Source organism: Candidatus Paceibacterota bacterium (genome assembly GCA_040905715.1).
In the GTDB taxonomy this organism is placed as follows: domain Bacteria; phylum Patescibacteriota; class Minisyncoccia; order Phycocordibacterales; family CSBR16-193; genus JBBDHZ01.
Map to the genome: position 1 here is coordinate 38061 of JBBDRA010000002.1, position 22498 is coordinate 60558.

The following is a 22498-nucleotide window of genomic DNA, read 5'->3' on the forward strand; positions in this document are numbered from 1 at the left end:
TTAGCTTATAGGTTATAACTTGCAGCTTATAGTATAGAAGAGAAAGGAATCTACTATCAGCGGTAAAGTATACCCTAAATAAAAATGCCCTCTCGAGCTCATGCTATCCTACCAGAGCAATGAATGAAGTCAAGCGCAAATTAACCGTTTTCTAGCGCTTTTTAGACTTTCTTCGGGAAACAATATTCTTATCAGAATATTTCTTCGAGGTGCGGGTTTTCTGACCAACATTGACCGGCTTGCCCCACTTGCTTTTGCGTCGCTTGCGTGCACCTCGCGCATGTGCCTCACCACCACCCATCGGGTGATCAACGGCGTTCATCGAACGACCGTTTACCTTCGGTCGGCGGTTCATCCAGCGCGCTCGTCCTGCTTTACCGATCGTCTCCAGGTGATGTTCCTCGTTCGACACTTCACCAATAGACGCCCAGGCACCGGATGGAACCCGTCGAACCTCGCTCGACGGCATCTTAACGTGCACAAATCCCTCTTCTTTAGCAGCCACCTCAGCGTGAATACCGGCTGATCGGGCGATTCGTGAACCGCCATATGGCTTGAGCTCCACGTTGTATACAAAGGTACCAATAGCTATATTCTTCAGCGGCAATCGATTGCCAGGCTTCAACGGCGCTTGTTCAGAGACGAGCAGTTGGTCGCCTACAGAAACGCTCTGCGGAAGTACAATGTACCGCTTTGCTCCGTCCGCATACACAACCAGACCGATGTAAGCACTTCGGTTCGGATCATATTCAACCGTGCGAACAGTCATTGGAATATTAACCTTCTCCATTACAAAGTCGACGTCCCGATGTCGCCGCTTGTGACCACCACCTCGACGACGAGAAGTGATCCGTCCGTGAGCATTACGACCGCTTGAGCCTCGCTTACCCTTTGTAAGAGACTTGAGTGGCTTGGATGCCGTAAGCACACCTCGTGTGGATGCGGTGGTCATCTGGCGTCGTGATGGTGTTGTAGGTTTATAGTGCTTCATAATTCTACATTAACTCGATCTTGTCTCCTTTCTTCAAATAAACATAAGCCTTCTTTCCACCGCGCTTAACACCGCGAATACCTCGTCGTGAAACCGGTTTGGTAGGTATTGTGACGACATTAACCTTCGTCACCGTTACACCGTACACCCGCCGTACTGCGGCAGCGATCTCCGGCTTCTTCGTACCCGGTCTCACATTAAATACATACACATTATCGCCGGTACCGATCGCCGCCTTCTCGGTAATACGAGGTCGCATAAGCACATCCTCAACTGCCGGCATAAGTGCGCGCTTAGCAGCATCAGAAGCACTGGTAGCTGCCTTCGAGTCTTTGCCTTCCTGTTTTTTTGATCCGAATAAAGCCATGTTATGTGTTTGAAGTCTCACTTTCAACTGAACCCTCAAGCACCTTAAGCGCCTGTTCAGGGTCAGAGATGATCACGTACTTGTACTGAGCAACATCGGTTGCGTTCAGATTACGCACCTCGTCAAACTGCACGTTTCCAAAGTTATGAAAGCTGCGCTTTGCACCAGGAGTTGTTGATCCTACCGCAACATATGCGGCGTTCTTTCGTTTTGTTGCAAGGCTTTCAAAGCCCTTCACACCGCCAAGCGCTTCAAGTGTGCGCTTGGCCTCGGCTGTCTTTGCCTCATCAAATACAAGAGAATCGACGAACAAAACCTCGCCTTCACGAAACTTGCGTGACAGCACAGTATACAGCGCCTTTCGTTTCATCTTCTTGTTGATCTGTCGCTGGAAGTTTTCCTCGTTGCGCGGACCATGAGTTACTCCACCGGTTCGCCAAATAGGTGAACGTGAAGACCCGTGTCGAGCGCGACCGGTTCCTTTTTGACGCCACGGCTTTTTACCACCACCGCTCACCTCACTTCGGTCTTTCACGAAAGCCAAGTGCTGACGACGATTTGCTTGCTGAGACAGAACAACCTGATGAACCAAGTCACCGTTCCAGGCAACTCCAAAAACGCTCTCGGGAAGGTCGATCTCCCCTTTTTTAGTGCCTGCTTGTGTATAAACTGGTGCCTTCATATATTAGATCATTACTTACCTTGTATCTCAACAAGACATCCTCGTCGACCTGGAACCGCCCCTTTAACGGCGATCACTTGCTGCTCTGGGTCAACATACACTACATCGAGGTTAGTGACCGTAACACGGTTTGAACCCATTCGTCCAGGCATCTTTCGACCTTTAAACACACGCTGAGGCCCGGTTGCTCCAATAGAACCAACTTCACGATGAGCGTGTTTCGTACCGTGAGACTTCGATGCTCCGCTGAAACCGTGACGCTTCACGCCACCCTGAAATCCTTTACCTTTCGTAATACCGGATACACGAACCTCGTCACCAACCGCAAACACTGACACATCGAGTGTATCGCCTACTGAAGCAGATGACTCCGTCTCATCCTGACGAAACTCACGTAGCCATCGAAAGCTGGTTTTCTCAGCATCTTCGCCAACCGCTTCAAGCGCTGCTTTAGAGTGCCCACGGACCGGCAAGGATGTAGTGTGTGCCTTACGACGTCCAAAACCAACCTGAACCGCTGAGTAGCCGTCGGAGGTATCACTCTTCACCTGTGTAACCACAGCTGGCCCGGCACGAAGTATGGTTACCGGCACCATTTCACCTTCTTCGGTGAAGATCTGAGTCATATATTCTTTTGTTCCTAGCAGAAATTTCATACATCGAGATTATACCTTCGCTCTAAACGAACGAGGTGTTGAAGGCAGACCATCGTTGATGATCCAAACCTTACAATGAATTCACATCCTTAGAGAAGTGGACCGCCGCCAAGCGTACCATTTTTATCTCAGATTCACAATAAATTTAGACGAGCTTTACATCAATACTCACTTCGGCAAGCGAGGAGCGGTCGGGAGCTTATCTGCGAAGCAGTATGCTCCCGATTTCTTAGCTTCGGAGAAGCTGTAGAAATCGCAGTCCTGTGCTCCCGTTCCGTCCGAGCGCCGACGAAGAAAGCTCCCTTTCTACGCCGTCGAGCGAACAACATCGCACAAACTTTGCCTATACTAATTTCACGTCAATGCTTACACCCGACGGAAGCGACAGGTTCGATAGTGACTCGATCACCTTCTGAGATGGGTTGAGAATATCGATCAAACGCTTGTGGATCCGCATTTCAAACTGCTCCCGAGAGTCTTCGTACACGAACGCAGCGCGATTTACCGTGTACGACTTCACTCGTGTGGGAAGCGGGACCGGTCCAACCACCTCAGCATCGTAGCGGATCGCTGTATCAATGATCTGTTTTACTGACAGATCAAGGATCTTATACTCATACGCGCTAACCCGAATACGAAGCTTCTGTGTTGTGCCGTCCGAATCTTTTGAAGATGCTTTCTTTTTCGAAGCTGGTTTTTTTGTTTTTTGTGTACTATCTGCCATATTTTAGGCGTTTTGCTCTGAGCCCTAGGTGCAGGAGACGCTCGTAAGTGTCTCAAGCCAGACTACAGACTACTTATTCAACGATCTTTGTCACTACTCCAGCTCCCACAGTCTTACCCCCTTCGCGAATAGCAAAGCGCTGCTGCTCTTCGAGTGCAACCGGTGCCTGCAAACTTACGCTGAACGTAGTTGTGTCACCTGGCATTACCATCTCTACTCCTTCCGGAAGGGTTACCTCACCGGTAACGTCAGTGGTTCGGATGTAGAACTGTGGCTTGTATCCGGTTAGGAATGCTGTGTGACGACCCCCTTCCTCCTTCTTAAGGGTGTACACCTCAGCCTCAAACTTGGTGTGCGGGGTAACTGAGCCCGGCTTTGCCAACACCTGACCGCGGTGAACCTCTTCTTTCTTGAGTCCACGGATCAAAATACCGGCGTTGTCACCTGCTTTTCCTTCCTTAAGTGACTTGTTGAACATCTCAATACCGGTCACTGTGGTCTTCTGTGTATCTTTGATACCGACGATCTCGATCTCTTCACCAACAGTGATCTCTCCTCGCTCAATACGGCCTGTTACTACAGTACCGCGACCTTCAATCGAGAAGATATCCTCAACCGGCATAAGAAACGGCTTGTCGGTCTCACGCTGAGGTGTCGGAATGTAGTCATCCAACGCCTTCGCAAGCTCAAGGATCTTTGCAGCATACTCTTCGCTTGCGTCTGAAGACTCAAGAGCCTTTAGGGCTGAACCTCGAATGACCGGCGCGTTTTCTCCGTCGTAATCGTACTGAGTCAAAAGCTCACGCACCTCTTCTTCAACAAGGTCGATAAGATCAGCGTCATCAACCATGTCGCACTTGTTTAGGAAGATGATGATCTTCGGCACTCCAACCTGCTTAGCGAGCAGGATGTGCTCTCGCGTCTGCGGCATAACACCGTCAGTTGCGGCAACTACTAATACAGCACCGTCCATCTGAGCGGCACCCGTAATCATGTTCTTCACATAGTCGGCGTGACCCGGCGCATCGATGTGCGCATAGTGACGAGCATCTGTTGAATACTCGTTGTGAGACAATGCGATCGTAATACCGCGAGCCTTCTCCTCAGGCGCGGCGTCGATCTGGTCTACGTTCTTCTCTGACACGTCCTGCCCCGAAAGGTGGAGAACGTGCAGAATAGCAGCGGTTAAGGTCGTCTTCCCGTGGTCAACGTGACCAATGGTACCGACATTAACATGCTCTTTTGATCGATCAAATTCTGCAGCCATAATGACGTACTACTAAAAGTATTGATAATAATTGCGTTTTGCCCCCACACCTATTTGTCCCAAACCTCCACTATAGAGAGAAACAAGTGTGGGGGTGTGTACCTCGATTGCACACCACATCCTGTGTATTCACAACCCTTCGGGGCTCATGAAAGACAAGAAAAAAGCGCACAATTGCGATGAAGACTATCCTAACAGACCGCTGATAATAGTCAAGCGACTTTGTTTTCTTTTAAGCGAAGCCTTGTGCATTTTTTTCAAAATGCACGGAGCGGAGCGAATTAAAAAACACAAAATACCCTGGTGACACGAAGGGAGGGCGAAAAAACGTTCTACATACGTGATTCGGTGATCCGTGAGCGTTTCTTCGACCACTCTCTTCTTCTCTTTCTCTTCTATTTTTCCCAATCTCGGATGATAAACCGTTTGTTTGCCGGATCAACTTCGGCAACCACCCGCTGACCGTCCTGCCAGCCCAACTCACGAATACCACTGATCGGTAGGGTGAGACTGTAACTCACGCCGCCGACCTTGCTCAACACCCGCACCTCTTCTTCACCTGATTTACCTCGCGCCATACGCACTTGAAAGGTTATACATGGACAATATTAGAGTTAAATTAGAGTTAACTCTAATATTGAGTATACACCAACAGGACGATCTTGTCGTTTGACCGGTAAAGAGCATCTCAAGTACGCCTTCCACCAGTGTTCTGCTGTTAATCAACAATAACCACCTCGTTATAGTCCCAGCTTCCCCGGCGATAAGGCGCAGTATCACCAAGCTTGGTATTTTCAATATAGATATCCTTCACCGGTAATTCGGTCACGCCGAAGACTCGGCCGTGGAACCACGAATCTTTCACTACAAGATGGTCAGCTGATTCAATAGTGAGCGAGTGTGGCCACCACTTATCTTTTTCCTCGTGTCGATTTGAAAGCTCGATATTAACAAAGGCAATATCTTTGTCTGTGTCCCCTCCCATAAAGAACCCTTGGGAATGAATATCCTTTGTTGCTGTCACGCCGTATGCGATCTGATTCTTTGATGAGCCCAAAAGTTGATACACGTCGGGGTGTGCGGTTGGTACACCAGACTTATCACGGTCGACATCTTCCACTGAACTATTGAGCAGCAGTCGAGCATTAGTGAACGAGTCCTCACCGATACGATGAAGGTCCGTATTTCGCACAATGTTCCCGCTAAATCCTTTAACATTGTTCGTCAAAGAAGAATTCGTAATATGCGTACTAACCACGTCTGCGGACCAGCGAACACTGTTTGACCGCTCATTGCCGACAATATTCAGATCATCCATCCAAATATGCCGGGCAAAACGCCCACCAGCAGAATGAGCATGGAAAAGGATCCCTACATCCGGCAACTGAAAGCGAATGCCACTGACCAGTAAATGATTATTAGTAAAACGTTCCTTTAAATTGTTCGTAACAATAACGTCATTCCGTGATGTGCCGGGAGCACCGGAAACGACCACCCAGGTATCACTATCAATACCTTCCAGTCTAAATCCGTCATACGTACCTGCCTGTAGATATATCACCGGCGCTCGACTACCATCGTTTTTGGCTGCCACGCTCGCCTTCCATACGGTCTTATACGGGTTATTTTTTGAGCCGTCACCGCTCTCATCCGACCCCCCAGGCGATACATAGTAGTGATCGGGGTCATACGTTCCATTCTTGTTAACCACTAGCTCAATGCCATGCTCGCCGCGCGGAGCACCATTAATATCTCCGGCCAACACCCGTGCCACCCCTTTATTTGGATATACCACCGCCCGCACTTCAACCGGGCCATCTACGCTGAACTTAGACGCATCAAGAGTTGCCCAGTATTCCTTCACATCAGTGCGCGGATTATGAGTCATTGTAGAGACTGAAGTCCATGGACCGCCATCGACCGAAAACTCAACCCGATCGATGCTGTCTTTATGAAAAGCAACAACTCCCACATTAAATATATTGGAAAATGACTGGAACGGCACCACATCCCACCGAGCGATCGCCTGGGCATCTTCATTCCCGATCTGGTCAGGTTGAGGGGTCTCTCCTGCAAAACCATTTCCAGGAACGAGAACTTTTCCTTCCGGAGCAGAGGTGTCTCTTTCCTTCTCCTCTTCTTCTCTCGTATCTTCTTGTTCATCGTCACCCTGCCCACTAACACCATCGTCTTTCTTGTTGGCAGTATCGTCGTTCTCTTCTTCGTTATTTTTTTCTTTGTCTGACTCCTGATCCTCCTTATCTTCCTCGTCCGCTTCGTCTCTAGAATCTCTCTCATCCTTCGATCCATCATCTTCCGACTCCTCTGAGTCTGGTTCATCCTGCTTCTCAACGTCGTCTTCAGATCTATCTTCACTCTCATCTGCTTGATCCGGCTTAGTATCATCTTCCTCATCATTCTGTTCCTCTTCACGACCTTCTCCATTATCAGCCGAATCTCTAGACGTTTCTTCCACTTCCTCCTCAGTTTCATCGTCCTTTAAAGCGGTCTTCTCCTCTTTGCTACTATCATCAGACTCACGTTCCTCGTGCGGCACCACCGTTAAAGAGTTAGTGTCGTCGTTTTCCGTCCCAGAGGGGTTTGATGCACCAGAAACACCCCCGGCAAGTAAAACGAGGAGGAGCATTGGAAACAGGACTGAGTTTTTGTTTGCCATAGAATAAAATATGTGGCTGAAATAACACATCAATCTATACTATAAAAAAAGACAAAGCGCAAGGGCTTTGTCTTTTTTGTATCTTGGTTTCTCTCTTGATCGGGCGAGATCTAGCTCCGCGCCTCAATGATCTCCTGAGCCACATTCTGCGGCACCTGAGCATAGTGGGAGAATTGCATCGTAAAGTTACCGCGTCCACCGGTCATCGATCGTAGATCCGTGATGTATCCGAACATCTCAGCCAGCGGTACTTTAGCGTGAACCACCGTATCCTTACCACGCTCTTCCATCTCTTCGATCTGTCCTCGGCGACTTGAGAGATCACCGTTCACGTCTCCCATCATCTCGGCCGGAACCACCACCTCAACGCTCATCATCGGCTCGAGCAGGGCCGGAGTAGCCAACTTAGCACCTTTCTGGAATGCGTGTGAACCGGCGATCTTGAAGGCGATCTCGGAGGAGTCAACATCGTGACTTGATCCATCGTAAAGTTCACAGGAGATATCTACCATCTGGTAGCCGGCGACAACACCGCGCTCCATCGCCTCTCGGACACCCTTCTCGACAGACGGAATAAACTCGTTTGGAATAACACCACCCTTGATGTTGTTAATAAATTCGAATCCTTCCTCATAGGTAACATTTTTGGGAACACCTTTTTCGTCCTCGTACTTGCCTTTCTCGATCGGAGAGAGTTTGATCAATACGTGACCGTACTGACCGCGACCACCGGACTGCTTGATGTATTTCTCCTCGACATCTGCTGTGCCGGTAATCGTTTCTTTGTACGCAACCTGCGGCTTCCCGACATTTGCCTCCACAGTGAACTCTCGTTTCATTCGATCAACAAGAATGTCGAGATGGAGCTCACCCATACCCCAGATCACCGTCTCACCGGTCTCACTATCAGACGTCACCTTGAAAGTAGGATCTTCGGCTGCGAGGCGCGAAAGCGCGGTACCCATCTTCTCCTGGTCAGCTTTGGTTTTCGGCTCGATTCGAAGCGACACCACCGGTACCGCGAACTCAATGCGCTCCAGAACGATAGGATCGCTCTCGTCACACAGAGTATCCGAGGTCGTGGTCTCCTTAAGTCCTACCGCGGCAGCGATCTCACCGGCGTGAACCGTATCTACCTCTTCACGAGTATTCGAGTGCATCCGCAAAATACGACCGACTCGTTCTTTCTTACCGGTAGTAGAATTGTAAACATACGATCCGGAACTCAGTGTGCCGGAATAAACACGAAAGTAAGTGAGCTGACCTACGAACGGGTCAGTTTGAAGTTTAAAGGCCAAAGCAGCGAACGGTGCGTCGTCTTTTGGCTCGCGAGTTTCCTCCTCGCCTGTCTTCGGGTGTGTTCCTTTTACCGGCGGTACATCAATAGGAGACGGTAGATAATCTACAACGCCGTCGAGAACGAGCTGTACGCCCTTGTTCTTCAGTGCAGATCCGCAGTACACCGGCACAAGATCATTAGCTAGTGTTGCTTTTCGGATCGTTGTTTTAAGCTCCTCAAGTGAGATCTCCTCACCCTCAAGATACTTGTTCATTAACGTATCATCGTGCTCAGCCACCTTCTCAACCAGTTCCTCACGGGCTTTTTGAGCAGCTTCTTTATACTCGTCCGGAATTTCCTTCTCGATCGTATCTTTTCCAAGCTCTCCTTCGAAATAGTACGCTTTCATTTTCAGAAGATCGATCACTGCTTCAAAATTCTCCTCCGCACCGATCGGCAACTGAACCTTTACCGCGTTGGGGGTCAATCGCTCCAGGATCGTACCGAATGAATAGTCAAAACTTGCTCCGGTTCGATCAAGCTTGTTCACAAAACAAACACGTGGCACGCCGTATTTATCAGCCTGCTTCCACACGGTCTCCGACTGTGGCTCCACCCCGGCAACGCCGTCAAACACCACAACTCCTCCGTCCAGCACTTTCATCGAACGCTCTACCTCTACAGTGAAGTCTACGTGACCCGGAGTATCGATGATGTTAAAACGATAACTGTCAGACTTATCTCCGGTTCCCTGACTTTCGGTCGGAAGCCAGAAACAGGTCGTTGCGGCTGAAGTGATGGTGATTCCTCTCTCTTGCTCTTGCTCCATCCAGTCCATGATCGCCTCACCTTCGTGCACCTCACCGATCTTGTGAGAAATACCTGTATAAAAAAGCACCCGTTCAGTTGTGGTGGTCTTCCCGGCATCAATATGAGCGATGATACCGATGTTACGTGTCCTCTCCAGCGAATAGTCTCGAGCCATGATCTAAAAAATTAGGAAATGAGGCGCTAGGCCTTAAAAAATTATAATAACTTACTTTATAGAGCGTAAGAAAACTAGACTCTAAAGCCTAGCTCTTAAACCCTCCTTAAACAGCGAAGTGAGCAAAAGCTTTGTTTGCGTCTGCCATTCGGTGCAGGTGATCTTTCTTAGTCACCGCATCCCCTTCGTTGTTGTACGCGGCAATGATCTCTGTTGCAAGCAGGTCTGCCATAGGCTTACCGCTCTTAGAGCGCGCAGCTTCAATAATCCATTTCATCGAGAACGCCTGTCGACGACTCGGCTTCACTTCACGCGGTACTTGATAGTTCGCACCACCAACACGACGAGAGCGAACCTCCATGGTCGGCGTTGTGTTCTTAAGAGCTGCCTCAAAGATCTCGAGGGGGTTTTCGACTTTCATATCTTTGCCAACTTTTTCCAAAGCACCGTAAACAATCTGGCGAGCTCGCTCTTTTTTGCCTTCCCACATCACGTAGTTGATGAACTTCGCGACGGTCTCGGAATTATAGACGACGTCAGGCTTCAGCGTATGTTTTTGAGTGATCGGTTTTCTCATGACTTTCTCAGATAGCGTATTATTGTTTCTTCGTACCGTAACGACTTCGCGCAGATGTTCGCCCCTCTACGCCACCGGCATCGAGTTTTCCACGAACAACTGTGTATCGAACACCGATATCTTTCACTTTGCCTCCGCGAATAAGCACCACTGAGTGCTCCTGTAAACCGTGCCCTTCACCTGGAATGTATGCGGTCACCTCGAGACCGTTGGTAAGTCGAACACGTGCCACTTTACGAATAGCCGAGTTTGGTTTCTTCGGTGTCTTTGTGGTTACTTTCGTACACACACCACGCTTGAACGGTGATGAGTAATGAGTAGGCTTGTTCTTGAGCGTATTAAACCCACGCGAAAGTGCCACCGATTTTGATTTTCGGAGCTTAGGAGTTCGTCCTTTGCGAATAAGTTGATTGATCGTTGACATAAATTTAAATCCGAATAGCAGACACTGTCTGCTGCCAATTAAACAAAAATGCCACACGGCATTAAGATACGCACTACTTTATTACAAGTTGCGAAATATTGCAAGAACTTTTCCTAAAGAAACTCAAGGAAGGCTTCAGAGATCAGAAAAGCGCGTTCAGGGTTTGAAAGAGGATCTGTGGATCACCGACCAGCATTCCAAAGACCGTGAAAATAGCATAGCCCAGTATATTGGTTGAGAAGAGAATAAAGATCACCGCGATGATCAAAATAAAGCTGTACTGCTCCATGAATCGCCGGATTCCATAGTATCGTGCCGGCAGAAAGGCGAACAATACCTTCGATCCATCAAGTGGCGGCACCGGGATCATATTGAAGAGCGCAAGAACAATATTGATCAAAACGATCATTACCGAGATCTGCACCACGGCCGGTGAGAGGGTGTCGAGGGGGAGGGTGAATCGCAGAAAAAGACCGAAGACGATCGCGATAGAGATGTTAGTGACCGGACCGGCGATAGCCACCCAGAGCTCTCCCCAGCGCTGATCGCGGAAATTATATGGATTATACGGAACCGGCTTGGCCCAGCCGATCAGAAACGGAGAGCTAGTGAGCAACAAAAGCCCTGGCAACAGAACCGATCCGACCATATCGAGATGTACAATAGGGTTAAGCGTAAGGCGGCCCTGATACTTCGCGGTCGGGTCACCCTGCATCAGAGCAACGTATCCGTGGGCCACCTCATGAATAACCACAGACATAATAAGAATAGCGATAAGAAAGATGATCTCCATACAGGATCTTTAAAGAATTACAAAATGAGTTACGTACTTTGTTTGTTACATTCATTATTGCCGTTCCTTCTTGGCAAAAAGTTTAGCTTATGATAGCATAGCGAAGCATAAAGAAGAAAGAAAACCTATGGCTAAATCTTGCCCAATAACTGGAAAAACATCACAAGTCGGCGGAGGATACTCCAACGACGTTCGTGCTACGCAGTACAACCCGACAGGAAAACGTCGTCGAAGTGTCAACCTACAAAAAAAGACGATCTTCGTTCCCGAACTGGACCGCTCTGTTACCCTGCACCTCTCCACCAAGGGTATTAAGACCATAAACAAGAAAGGGGCGTACCAAGCACTCAAAGACGCCAAGGTGATCTAAGATATCAAATGTAGGATTGAATAAAAACACCGCGACAGCTAAAGCTGTCGCGGTGTTTTTCTTGCTGTTTGTCGGTGTTTCTAAAACTCCTCGTACCGTGGATCCACAGAAATATTGATCTTGTTGTTAGCACTACCAGGCACTTCACATTCAGTATACGTACCACCGTCACTGGATACTTCGGGTGAATCTTTCTCTCCAACCGTACTGTACCGAATGTCGATCTCATCTCCGCTGGAAGAAACTTCGGATCCTTCAGGAACAGACCATATATATGTTTCCCCGCCAGGAATCACAACCCATGTCACTGACGTATTAACAGGATAGGTATATGTTCCGTCTTCGTTTGGAAGTGGCTCACAGCTGAGAGTGGTTGACGTTTCGCAACTATTGGTCGTGACCGTAACCGAATCAGATCCATACGATTCACTCGTATTATCGCTGTTGACCGCCTCTACTTTATAAACATACTCTGTAGAAGTTGCAATTGTTGGAGGTGATGACACTGCCGGGTCTCTATATTCCGTATCAGCGACTGTCTCAAGAGATGAGAACGCTAAATCCGGTTCCGTTGACAACTTCCTAAACACCTCATACCAGATCCCTGCTGTAGTTCCGTCCCAATCCAATTCTACGTACGCATCGTTTGCATCACAGCTTTCTGTAGCCTGTAGGTCAGTCGGCTCAGGCTCACATACCGAAACTGATGCCGTATCTTCCACCAAAGTACCGTCTGATGCCGCCGCGCATTGCAATGTGTACTCGTATAGTGACTCGGTATTTGTTAGACCGACCTGCGTATCGCTTCCCCCAGCAGAACTTTTGTTTCCTGTCCAATCCCCCGAGGAGGAAGAAGCGGAACAAAACTCTTCAAGCGCACCGGCGGTTTCCCACTCCAGATCAATATCGCTTCCATATGGCACACACCCGCCCCCGTCTCCTACTGAGTTTCCGCCACTAAACGCCTCCAGATCCACAGATTCCTCTTCAAGATAGAGGAAAGCCACGTGCGTTATCAAACCTTCCGGAATAGACGGAGAAACATTCGTCACTGAGCACCACCCACCACTGCACGTCGGCGTTATCGTGTAGAGCGCCGGATCAGAGAAGTCACAAGATTCTGTGATCTCGATACCTGTTTCAGGACTCATCTCGTATTCATCTACACACGTCGCCGCCCTAATAGTCCTGTCCGGATCGTCTTCGGCTTTAACGGTATAGGTGTACTGTTCACCGGTCGCAAGATCGCCGGCCGGTAGATCACTCCAATTCTGTGGATTCCCGTCGTACACACCATCCGGAATGTTCATCTCTTCGTCAGGTGTGAACTCCGGCTCGAGCTGCGTATTCATCGGGACACGCACACCTCCTTCATCAACCCGGTGAGAGCTAATATCCCCGGCAAGCGGACACAGATCGGAACCCGCTACATCTGCACTGTTTGAAATACAGATATCCATGATAACTCGGCCGAGCGCGCTAGGGAGATTAGCGTCTAACTCAGACTGACTCATCGAAGCGTAGTCATCCGAACTATATTCTACTTCAATGTAATATTCCTTGATTCGAACTTCTTTGCCTTTTATCAAAGGGATCTCACCTTCTACAGTATCCGGTTCGAACTGTGGCTGACCGGTAACAGTATATGTCCGGTCTTCGAGGTGTTCCCACGCCGCATCAGGATCAGACAGATCTCGCTGTTCAAGTACAATGACAAAATCATGACTTTTACCGGGAACCAGATCATCTACTTCAAATGAATACTCAACCTCACGCGCATCGACCTCGTAGAGGTCCATCCGATGAGCTTTGATATACGTACTTGCAGCGCCGTCATAAGTGGTGGTATATTCTCCGCCACTACTCCGAACATGATCAAGTCGGTTTTTTGCGTCGTTATAAAGATCGTCCGTTGTTCTTTCATCTAAGAAATCTATCTTTCTGTCGAAAGTCCAGTCAAGATCATTAGGGTCTGTGTCATCAGTTATGTTCGAACCACATCGGCCGTACAAACCGGCCCGCTCTAGATGAGAAACATATTCGGTGTACCGATCCTGATAGACATCTGGCTGACACTCGCCGTCTTCTGTTCCTTTAGTACACGAGCTTCTACTCGCCCTCCTGGCAGGACCCGTCTCACCATCATCCCGCACTGTTACCAACCTACCATCCTCATCATACTCATACCCAAGGTCCCAATCGAACTCTCGGTGTATACTACAATATCCCCACGTTCTATTTCCCGCATTATCTTCTCGCTCCCCTTCATCATACCCGACCCCACTATACTCATCGGTATCTAAACACCTGTTTTCCCCCACATCATATTGTTCCTGCTGAGTGCGTAACCTGTCTCGATTACCTGAACTAAACTCATATCGACTTTCGTTTGTGTAAACCTGAGCATCTTGTTCATAGAAGAGATCTTCTTCCCAGGTCTCGAACCGACGCGGCTTCATATCTTCCGAAAAATGATATGTATATGCACCGCTCCAGTCCGACTGCTCAAGCTTCTCATTTATAGTCATGTCACCCCAAGAATCCATACAACTATCTATGCACTGATCATATTCATTAGAACCCCACTCATACCCTTGCTCCCAACAATGGGTATCGCAAGCATAGTATGCGTCATCCCACACTTGAAACTCTTCATTTTCATCGTAATAACCATAGCCCTCTTCAAGCCCCCTAAACCCACAGACCGGAATTTCATCTCTCACGATCGTATATTCACGTGAAATTCTCGGGTCGGGTACAATATAATTATTTGCCGACACCATTACAGGGAGAATAGCTGCCTCACCCCACGCACCGTTTGGCGCGAGGTACTCCCCCGGCTGTGACTGGTGTTGCGAATTAAAGTAATAATATGTATGCGAGAAGCCTTCATACGAACTCGACCCATACCAATACCCCCACCCGTAGTAACCATACGGATCACATGTTCCGCTAGAGAATCCATCCGGTCCTAGAGCACGATCCTCATTAGAGCGAAGGTGGTTAACTTTCCCACGAACTTCGTGACAGAGAGTGTCTTTGGTCAAAACCGTATACGCACCACTAACGGTAAAGCTGTCATTAGGTCCATACGCTTCTTCGGTATACGGTTTAGGGTTATTTATATGAATAACCGGAGAGAAGGTCTCGCCAAACATTAAAGCGCGCAGTGATATTTCATCAGGACCGAGAATTATTCTTTGATCATCGATATTTATTTCAAACCCACCTACGCCGGTATCATTCCACCCACAACCGGTACAATCGCTATCGTGATCGGAAAACACCGTCTGCACCGCAACAAACGCAGCTCCGGCTACGATCAGAGCCGCAAAGAGAAGCGCGACAGGAATAGAATTTTTACCTTTTATCAATAATCCCTTTAGCTGAAGCACAACAAGGACAACGAGTACGAGAAGTAAAACACCGACTGTTACTACAAAACCACCCCCTTCTGTATCTGTTTGCACACCAGAAACAGGGAAGAAGGTCGTGTATTCACCAAGCACTTCACCATTTTTTTCGATCTTCACTTCTACTGTTACGTCCTCATCTATCGAATTTATGAAAGACACAGGCAGCGTAACGATCTGAGAGTCACTTGTCAGATGTACCCCCTCTTGTTTTGTGTGTGCAACCTCATTTCCGGATGAGTCTTTCATACTCAAGATCATCTCAGCGTTGGTTATCTCGCTTGATGTTCCGTCTCTATTACTTCGCACGAACTCACCTTCTTCATTTCGCGTATATCGAATTCTTCCGGAGGTATCCGGAAGAGATTGTGGCCCCACAAAAAGGACGTTTATTTGAGACTCTCTTTCTTGAGGTGGCCACACTTCAGGGGTGATGCTGTAAATAGTAGCGCTCGGACCGGCAACACTGAATTGACCTTCTACAAGGGGTGTCCGCGAGACACCATTCTCATCTCTAAACTCTACACGAAACGCAAATGTTCCGGGAGCATCAGTTGGAAGTGGTATTGAAATAGTCTGTTCTTCTCCCTTCGAAAACGCAACGGTTTCCACTTCTGTCTCTTCAATAATATCACCGGCGACCGAGACCTTAAAAACCTGAAGATGTGGGGTAAGCTCTATCGCTTCTTCTTGCTCATTTTCCAGTGTGACTGCTATTTCTAGGTCGTCAGAGCTTGTAACCACACCTCCAGCCTGAGGCGGCGCGCGGTCTTGTGAATTTCGAATTAATTCTGCTGAATCAATACGAACCTCCCCGCCACTTCCCCGGACCTCTACGCGAACATCTTCCCACCCCAGCAATACACCTTGTCCGGTCATTGCCTGGACCTGGATCGCGGTGTCGCTTCGGTCTACCGCCTCCGGAATCGTGTACGAAAATTCAATTTCTCGCTCTTCGCCCGGCAAAAGAAAGATCGGTCCTTCAATTATAGAACTGTATACACGATCGGCTACCTCGCCTTCACGCTCATCAAAACCGGCCACTAATGAAATACGATACTGAATATCTGTGGCAACGCTGTCGGACGTATTCTTTAGTAGTGCGGTGCCAACTGCGCGCTCTCCCGCTTCAAATACTTTAGTTTCGTTTTCAAGCTCAAGACCGATAACATGCACTGATGGAACCACGGAACGAATTGAGTTCTGCTGTTGCGCTGCTGCTTCAGTTGTATTCGATACAACTAAAAATGTAAAAAGGAGAAAAAATATCACTACAAGAAAAGCAACAAACGAAAGAACGGGGGTTTTAAAGATCATACTAAAACATAAAGATTATCTTCCATACTATCTATAGTAATACTATTTCAACACATTACCAATAGCATTATCCACTACTCATTGTGGCCAACATTTCCTTAGACAGTGCAAACAGAACCTAGCATTATTATAAATTTTAAAAGAAATCACAAAAGAACCCCGCAGGATCCTGCGGGGTTCTTTTGTGATATTATGCGTTTGTTCTTAAAATTCCTCGTAACGCGGATCAACAAAGATCTGTATTTCACCTTCGCATCTACTTCCATCATCTAGCACTGCATCAGCATCTATTGTACCTACTGTACTATATCTAATTATTATATTGTTCTCAGTTTCACCATCAATTTTACTTTCGTCTTCGTTATCACTCCACTCTACAAATTTACTGTCGGGGCTCGCCACCCAGGTAACTTGTGAGTTAACCGGCGCACGGCCGTCTTCTATCTCATTTCCGTCACTGTCTTTGAAGGTCACCGTACATCCTCCACCAATTGGCGGCACAGGGCAGGACGGATCCTCTTTTTTACACGGACCCCAACCCTGCCAATCCCCCCAATCCCCACCAGAGGAGCACTCTCTCACACGGGTCTGGTCACCATCACACCCGTCTATGGTACATTTCTCAGTTTCGTCCTGTGTTTTCCCTGGTGTACACTCATCGTCAGGGACCCCATCATCACCATCGCCATCACCATCACCGTTATCATCATCGTCATCGTCGATCGGACAGTCGGGATTAACCTTTTCAAGACCCTCACACTCGCCCCAAGCAAATGAGCCATCACCATTCTTCGGCCAAACTCCGTCCGCTGTACACACAATGGTCTGGCTCCCTTCCAAGTCGCAACCATCACCATCTTTTTCTCCACATGAGCGCTGCATTGTGTCACCAGGCTCACACATATCATCGCCGGCGATCGTCAACCATCCCACATGATGTCCGACGGGTTCATCGAGCCACGGCATGGTCTCGTCACTAAATTCTTCGAAGTACGCGTCACCTATGTACATCTCCATTACATTTGAGTCAGGCTCGAGTGAGTCCGTAACATAATCATACCCTTCTTCGTCACCTACCATTGTGTAACTTCGCTCTTGGGTTTGATAGTCCGGATACCCCCATGGGTCACAGTACTCTTCTCCATCGTATTCATAGCAGTACTCAGAATACGTGCCATCCCATGTAATGATCTCTACTTTAAGAGTTTCTTCTACATTTTCAGCTAAGCGTCGAGCTCTGATAATGAAATCCGATCCGTTTGCGTTCGCCGACGACCGATTTCTCAGATATTCAGGAAGATAATAGTATGCGTATCCGCCGCCGCCATCACCATACGAGAGATACTCAGCCTCGTCTTCGCTGTACCCCTGATCTAGGCGATCAGCTTTTCGATCGGCGCGTTCACTGGCCACCCTACTCCTGTCGCTTGCAAGGTCCCCCTCTAGTTCATCTCTGGCATCTTCTAACGTAAGCTCATCCGAGAGCTGAATATCACTGAAACCACTATGAGAACTCCAAACACAGTTTCCCCAAACACATGAGGAACCGGAGTGCTCTCCTGAAAATCTGCGTCGAGTTTCAGTTTCAATACGATCATTTTCTTCATCTATATCGCTATGCCCCTCTCCTATATACACACCATTGTACATAGGTGCGGTGTCGTTAGTGGTACCTGAGTCTATAACTTCACCTCGACTTATGCGTTCCCAAGAACAGGATATGTCAAGTTTGCCTTCTTCAAGATCCTGCCCTACATCACTACAATCCGATTCCCTTACACCCGTTCCTCCATACGATTTTTTAAAAACATCGTAACTACCAGAACCGGACACATTCGTAATCACACACCTATCTTCCTCTTCATCGAAACTCCACTCCCGAGTAAGATTACCTGAGTGAGTTCCTTCCCGAGACCCATCAGCCCACGACCTTTCAAACGTATCCGAACCGGATTTAGCTTCTGTCTGAAACAATCGCCGACTGTCTTCTCCGTCAACCTCAAAACCGTTACGCCCACAAAATGTCGGTCTGGCGTTATACGGATCATGCCTGAAGCTCACAGTGGGACGAGGGATCGCGATGTTCTTAATATCGATCGTCACATCATAACGACCGATATTAGGAGGAAGTCCGTAAATAGAACCTCGAGGAGCCCGGTACTTCCAAAGACCACCGTACGTGCTGTAACGATCGAACTCTTCGTTTACATACCTGCTTTCGCTCGGCACGTACATACCTTTCCCTTCCACCTCAACTCGCTGGCCTGCGCCGCCAGATATCGGAGGCCGCTCGATGAAGACCCGTATGGCCGTAGTTTGATCGCCCGATAAATGAACGGTTTTACTTGGAGCAACATCAACCACCTCGATCGGGATCAGGTTTACTCCAAGAGGATACTCGAGCTCAAAGAACATTCTATACGCTGACCCATGATCAGCGAAAACAAAAGAGTAAGAAACCGCGAAAACAACAAGGATCCCGAGTCCAGCCATCGTTTTTTTGAGACCACGACGCAGTAAAGCCAGGAGAGTAAGAGCAAAGAGTAGTCCTGCCAGAACAACAGCGGTCCAAAAAATAAATAGCCAATAGCTTCCATTAAGTCCTTCGCCGGTAGAAGAAGAAAGGTCTACGCTTTTCTCACCAATAACTGATCCGTCCTTATAGATCTTTAGTTGTACACTATTTGCGGTGGCGAGTTCAGTTACCGGAACATCAAGCTCCATCAACCCCTGTCCTGAAAGATCCAGACTCTCAAATGTCTCTTCATGTACCACATTTTTACTTTCATCAAATAAAACAAGTGTGGCGGCAACCGAGCTTACGTCCCCGTGATCATCGGGATATACAGGGTTGTTATTATCATCTACGATAATAACTGACCCCGGTCTGCCAATATCTGCAGGAGGTCCTTCATACACAGCGGTCACTATCCCACTTCCGGAAGTCGATATGTCTTCCTTGTTTGACCCAAGTAAATGAAGTGTCACGAAATCACCTCGCACAATATACCGAAAATTAACCGCCGGGGAACGAACTTCGCCCGTCTTGGCATCAACAAATCTTAATTCACCGGCATACACCCCAGACTCATAGAGATCTCCTCCGTTGAGCTGAGAGGTTGGCAGCTCATACAAGTATGAATAACTATCACCTGAGGAAACTGTTATTGAGTCACGGGTGGTGGTATGCGGGTCGCCGGCTGGGTGAACATCATACAGCCGTATTTCTGGAACAACCTCGATAGACTCATCGTATGGATTGTGTATTGACCCCTCTATGGCAGGTCGGTCACCTCGTGACTGGTACACGCTCGGTATATCAAAAATGTCATATTCTGAAACCCTGTTTCCCGGATGACGCACAACTAATGACGCACTCTCTGCTGGAAGCAGGGAGTTCTCCCCGTCAACAATGATGTTCTGCTCTGCATATGAGCGCACCTGCCCGCTCGGGAGTGCCGCGAGAACCGAGAGAACGACCTGATCGCCGGCAACATGCCGGGGAAGTTTATATGAGAAAGAGATCGTTTTACTCTCATTCGGACTCAAAGAAATCGGCTTACTTGAAACATATTCGATGACCGAGTGTCCTACCCCTTCCACAGGAGCTTCAATGCCCACGTAGTACACTGCGTCTGGAATTGAAAATGAGTTGGGATTTTCTACAACCAATGACCCTTCGATCGTATCGCCGGAAGCGAACGTATTTGTAGGTAAGGGCTCAATAGCAACTTCCAAACCTGGAAGCGATTCGGCACTCTCGCTTTCTGATACCTGTCCGTACACCGGTAGCGTAACGGTGATAAGCGTGATCACCGCAAGAGCAAGACTGATCAAAACAATATTCAGTCGAAAAAGAGAAGCGAGGGAGTTCATGGTTATATATTTAAATGTAAATAAACGAAAGTCTTTGATTAGTATACTAGTAGTATAACTTACCTCTTAAGGAGCGCACGATAAGCTGTCCACACATAGGCGCCACGAGAGACGCTGTCCAGTCATAGTACGAGCAACCACCCTTTACTTCTTGATGTATACGTTGTTTTATTATAAACTACGATCGGCACCAATATAGATCTTTCTCAAAAAAGGAGCGTGCGATGAACCAGAGTCAATGGAGTGTACTGATATTGCTAATGATGATCATTGCTATACCGCCTACTACGTACGGTCAACAGCAACCAGAAGTGATCGACGGACGCAGGTATGTCCGAAGAAATCCGGACTTTATTCCCACCCTTCTTGTCAACGACCCTCAACGGATACAAGGGTACGTGGATATCCAACTTATTGGGGTTAGCGATGACAGGTTTTCTGACAATCCGGTGTACGGACATCCTATTGCCGATAAAGATATTCGCGAAATGGTCGAGCGGATATTTATTCAGGCAGGCATTGCTGTAAATTGGCTTCCACCGAAGAAATGGAACCACTCCCCGATCGAACACCGAGACATTGACCCATTCGAAAACTCGATCGAATTCTTTCAACTCGCGGATCGACACGGAGAACGTCATCCAAGAGACACCGTGCTGCACTGGTACGTCATCGATCACTGGGACGACCACCCCGAACGATGGGGTGCGGCAAGACACGCTATCAGTCCGCCGGAAAGCCCGATCAAGGGTATCGTGTACCATGTGGACATAGAAAACCACCTCAACAGACATCCTGGCGCAACAGACATGAGGCGCGAACGCATGATCATTGCCCGCGCACTTGCCCAAGGACTATGCTTCGTTATGGGGCTCGAACCGTACAAAAAACCGGAGGACCCTGATAATGAAAGCTGGAGGGACAACCTTGAGCAAAACCTGATGGGGGTGCGTCCGGCAAGTTATATGTTGGCAAGCTACATGCTTGTGAACGGAAGACCGCCACGACCTCACGAGATGGAGCGCACAGAAAACGGTGTACCCAAAATTTTTGCCAACCCGGAGATATTTGCCAAAATTGAAGAAGAGCAAGCAGGAAAACTTCGGGAAAGTGAACTCGTACGCCCGGCTCAATGAAATTCGCAAGCACCTCACCCCCCCCGCTTATTCTTCGGAATAAGCGGGTTTTTTATACTCGATCATTTTCATCGATCTAACACGTCACACATCTCACCTCTTTTCCGTCACTTTCGAACGTCACCGTTCCAACTTTTGCTGTTTGCACCACTTCGATCCCGAACTGTGCCAGCCGATCAAGAACCTCCTGGTGCGGATGCCCATAACTATTATCTTCTCCCGCCGAGATCACAGCGTATTCCGGCTGACTCCAGCCAAGCCAGGACAGGGCTGTTGAGGTGTCCGAGCCGTGGTGGCCGACCTTGAGTACGTTGCTTTTAATATTTTCCCGGTAGGTGCGGGCAATATATCTCTCTACCACCTTGGGCGCATCGCCGGAGAGGAGAAACGCCGTATCTCCATACACCAACCGCCCTACGATCGAGGCGTCATTGGGGTCCATACCCTCAGGGTCGACCGGCGGGAACAGCACATCGAAATGAACCCGGGGCGAAAGACGAATGCTATCGCCGGATCGAAGCTCGCGCACCCGCACGTTCTGCACCTCTGCGTCGTTCAACAAAGCATCATCAAGTGAACTTTCACTTGAAACTCCTGAGTGTAAAAGAGACCCAACCGAGTAGCGACCGATCACTGCCGGTAAACCACCAATATGGTCAGCGTCCGGATGGGTTGCTAATACAACATTGATCGACCGGTCCCAGAACGGCATCGCCCCACTCAGACCGTGTGTTACTCGCACGCTTCTGCTGCCGTCTATCAACATTTGATTACCGTTCGGAGCTTCAATATAGATGGCATCACCTTGGCCGACATCGAGAAAGGAAACAACGAGCGTATCTTTTGTAGATTCATTGAATAAAACATAATATAAAAATGCGGTGAGAACGATCAGTGCTATCGTCACAATAATGAGCGGATTCTCTTTCAGCAAGGACGCACTTTCTTTTCGGGGCATGTTCAT

17 protein-coding genes are annotated in these 22498 nt (G+C 48.3%); 2 read left to right on the forward strand and 15 right to left on the reverse strand.

Annotated features, from left to right (window positions below; all coding sequences use genetic code 11):
* Positions 1–151 precede the first annotated feature (151 nt).
* The 12 genes from rplB to WD312_00350 form a co-directional block, all read right to left on the reverse strand.
* Entirely contained in the window at positions 152–991 is an 840-nt protein-coding gene (gene rplB, locus WD312_00295; protein ID MEX2563549.1) for a 50S ribosomal protein L2, read from the reverse strand.
* Positions 992–995: 4 nt separating this feature from the next.
* Positions 996–1358, reverse strand: a complete 363-nt coding sequence (gene rplW / locus WD312_00300) for a 50S ribosomal protein L23 (protein ID MEX2563550.1) — start codon at positions 1356–1358, stop codon at positions 996–998.
* 1 nt (position 1359) lies between these two features.
* Positions 1360–2040: a 50S ribosomal protein L4 gene (gene rplD / locus WD312_00305; GenBank protein MEX2563551.1), complete on the reverse strand. Its 681-nt coding sequence runs from the start codon at positions 2038–2040 to the stop codon at positions 1360–1362.
* Positions 2041–2051: 11 nt separating this feature from the next.
* Complete coding sequence (rplC, locus tag WD312_00310; GenBank protein MEX2563552.1) at positions 2052–2696, reverse strand: 50S ribosomal protein L3; 645 nt, start codon at positions 2694–2696, stop codon at positions 2052–2054.
* Positions 2697–3039: 343 nt separating this feature from the next.
* Positions 3040–3420, reverse strand: coding sequence for a 30S ribosomal protein S10 (rpsJ, locus tag WD312_00315; GenBank protein ID MEX2563553.1), 381 nt, complete (start codon positions 3418–3420; stop codon positions 3040–3042).
* A gap of 73 nt (positions 3421–3493) precedes the next feature.
* Positions 3494–4687: an elongation factor Tu gene (gene tuf / locus WD312_00320; GenBank protein MEX2563554.1), complete on the reverse strand. Its 1194-nt coding sequence runs from the start codon at positions 4685–4687 to the stop codon at positions 3494–3496.
* 395 nt (positions 4688–5082) lie between these two features.
* Entirely contained in the window at positions 5083–5265 is a 183-nt protein-coding gene (locus tag WD312_00325; protein ID MEX2563555.1) for a hypothetical protein, read from the reverse strand.
* Between the two features lie 140 nt (positions 5266–5405).
* On the reverse strand, positions 5406–7364 hold the full coding sequence (locus WD312_00330) for a hypothetical protein (GenBank protein MEX2563556.1): 1959 nt from the start codon (positions 7362–7364) through the stop codon (positions 5406–5408).
* Positions 7365–7474: 110 nt separating this feature from the next.
* Entirely contained in the window at positions 7475–9628 is a 2154-nt protein-coding gene (gene fusA, locus WD312_00335; GenBank protein MEX2563557.1) for an elongation factor G, read from the reverse strand.
* A gap of 106 nt (positions 9629–9734) precedes the next feature.
* Positions 9735–10205: a 30S ribosomal protein S7 gene (gene rpsG / locus WD312_00340; protein MEX2563558.1), complete on the reverse strand. Its 471-nt coding sequence runs from the start codon at positions 10203–10205 to the stop codon at positions 9735–9737.
* 19 nt (positions 10206–10224) lie between these two features.
* Positions 10225–10629: a 30S ribosomal protein S12 gene (gene rpsL / locus WD312_00345; protein ID MEX2563559.1), complete on the reverse strand. Its 405-nt coding sequence runs from the start codon at positions 10627–10629 to the stop codon at positions 10225–10227.
* Between the two features lie 142 nt (positions 10630–10771).
* Positions 10772–11422 carry a site-2 protease family protein gene (locus tag WD312_00350; GenBank protein ID MEX2563560.1) on the reverse strand — a complete coding sequence of 217 codons (651 nt, stop codon included), beginning with the start codon at positions 11420–11422 and terminating at the stop codon, positions 10772–10774.
* Positions 11423–11549: 127 nt separating this feature from the next.
* Between WD312_00350 and rpmB the strand changes: the two genes are divergently transcribed.
* The gene (gene rpmB, locus WD312_00355) at positions 11550–11792 is read left to right on the forward strand and encodes a 50S ribosomal protein L28 (protein MEX2563561.1); all 243 of its coding nucleotides are present in this window, start codon (positions 11550–11552) and stop codon (positions 11790–11792) included.
* Between the two features lie 80 nt (positions 11793–11872).
* Here rpmB and WD312_00360 read toward each other — a convergent pair whose 3' ends face one another.
* Together WD312_00360 and WD312_00365 are read right to left on the reverse strand one after the other, a co-directional pair.
* A complete protein-coding gene (locus WD312_00360; protein ID MEX2563562.1) occupies positions 11873–16522 on the reverse strand; it encodes a hypothetical protein in 4650 nt (1549 codons plus the stop codon).
* 204 nt (positions 16523–16726) lie between these two features.
* Positions 16727–20398 carry a hypothetical protein gene (locus WD312_00365; protein MEX2563563.1) on the reverse strand — a complete coding sequence of 1224 codons (3672 nt, stop codon included), beginning with the start codon at positions 20396–20398 and terminating at the stop codon, positions 16727–16729.
* A gap of 224 nt (positions 20399–20622) precedes the next feature.
* Here WD312_00365 and WD312_00370 point away from each other — a divergent pair, with 224 nt between their 5' ends.
* Positions 20623–21534, forward strand: a complete 912-nt coding sequence (locus WD312_00370; GenBank protein ID MEX2563564.1) for a hypothetical protein — start codon at positions 20623–20625, stop codon at positions 21532–21534.
* 76 nt (positions 21535–21610) lie between these two features.
* Here the strand turns inward: WD312_00370 and WD312_00375 are convergent, their stop codons facing one another.
* Positions 21611–22498 (reverse strand): ComEC/Rec2 family competence protein, encoded by an 888-nt coding sequence (locus tag WD312_00375; GenBank protein MEX2563565.1) that lies wholly within the window; start codon positions 22496–22498, stop codon positions 21611–21613.

Excerpts from the sequence above, each read along its gene's own strand:
- rplB (MEX2563549.1), bottom strand. The coding sequence starts at position 991 with ATGAAGCACTATAAACCTACAACACCATCACGACGCCAGATGACCACC.
- rplW (MEX2563550.1), bottom strand. The coding sequence starts at position 1,358 with ATGGCTTTATTCGGATCAAAAAAACAGGAAGGCAAAGACTCGAAGGCA.
- rplD (MEX2563551.1), bottom strand. The coding sequence starts at position 2,040 with ATGAAGGCACCAGTTTATACACAAGCAGGCACTAAAAAAGGGGAGATC.
- rplC (MEX2563552.1), bottom strand. The coding sequence starts at position 2,696 with ATGAAATTTCTGCTAGGAACAAAAGAATATATGACTCAGATCTTCACC.
- rpsJ (MEX2563553.1), bottom strand. The coding sequence starts at position 3,420 with ATGGCAGATAGTACACAAAAAACAAAAAAACCAGCTTCGAAAAAGAAA.
- tuf (MEX2563554.1), bottom strand. The coding sequence starts at position 4,687 with ATGGCTGCAGAATTTGATCGATCAAAAGAGCATGTTAATGTCGGTACC.
- WD312_00325 (MEX2563555.1), bottom strand. The coding sequence starts at position 5,265 with ATGGCGCGAGGTAAATCAGGTGAAGAAGAGGTGCGGGTGTTGAGCAAG.
- WD312_00330 (MEX2563556.1), bottom strand. The coding sequence starts at position 7,364 with ATGGCAAACAAAAACTCAGTCCTGTTTCCAATGCTCCTCCTCGTTTTA.
- fusA (MEX2563557.1), bottom strand. The coding sequence starts at position 9,628 with ATGGCTCGAGACTATTCGCTGGAGAGGACACGTAACATCGGTATCATC.
- rpsG (MEX2563558.1), bottom strand. The coding sequence starts at position 10,205 with ATGAGAAAACCGATCACTCAAAAACATACGCTGAAGCCTGACGTCGTC.
- rpsL (MEX2563559.1), bottom strand. The coding sequence starts at position 10,629 with ATGTCAACGATCAATCAACTTATTCGCAAAGGACGAACTCCTAAGCTC.
- WD312_00350 (MEX2563560.1), bottom strand. The coding sequence starts at position 11,422 with ATGGAGATCATCTTTCTTATCGCTATTCTTATTATGTCTGTGGTTATT.
- rpmB (MEX2563561.1), top strand. The coding sequence starts at position 11,550 with ATGGCTAAATCTTGCCCAATAACTGGAAAAACATCACAAGTCGGCGGA.
- WD312_00360 (MEX2563562.1), bottom strand. The coding sequence starts at position 16,522 with ATGATCTTTAAAACCCCCGTTCTTTCGTTTGTTGCTTTTCTTGTAGTG.
- WD312_00365 (MEX2563563.1), bottom strand. The coding sequence starts at position 20,398 with ATGAACTCCCTCGCTTCTCTTTTTCGACTGAATATTGTTTTGATCAGT.
- WD312_00370 (MEX2563564.1), top strand. The coding sequence starts at position 20,623 with ATGAACCAGAGTCAATGGAGTGTACTGATATTGCTAATGATGATCATT.
- WD312_00375 (MEX2563565.1), bottom strand. The coding sequence starts at position 22,498 with ATGAACATGCCCCGAAAAGAAAGTGCGTCCTTGCTGAAAGAGAATCCG.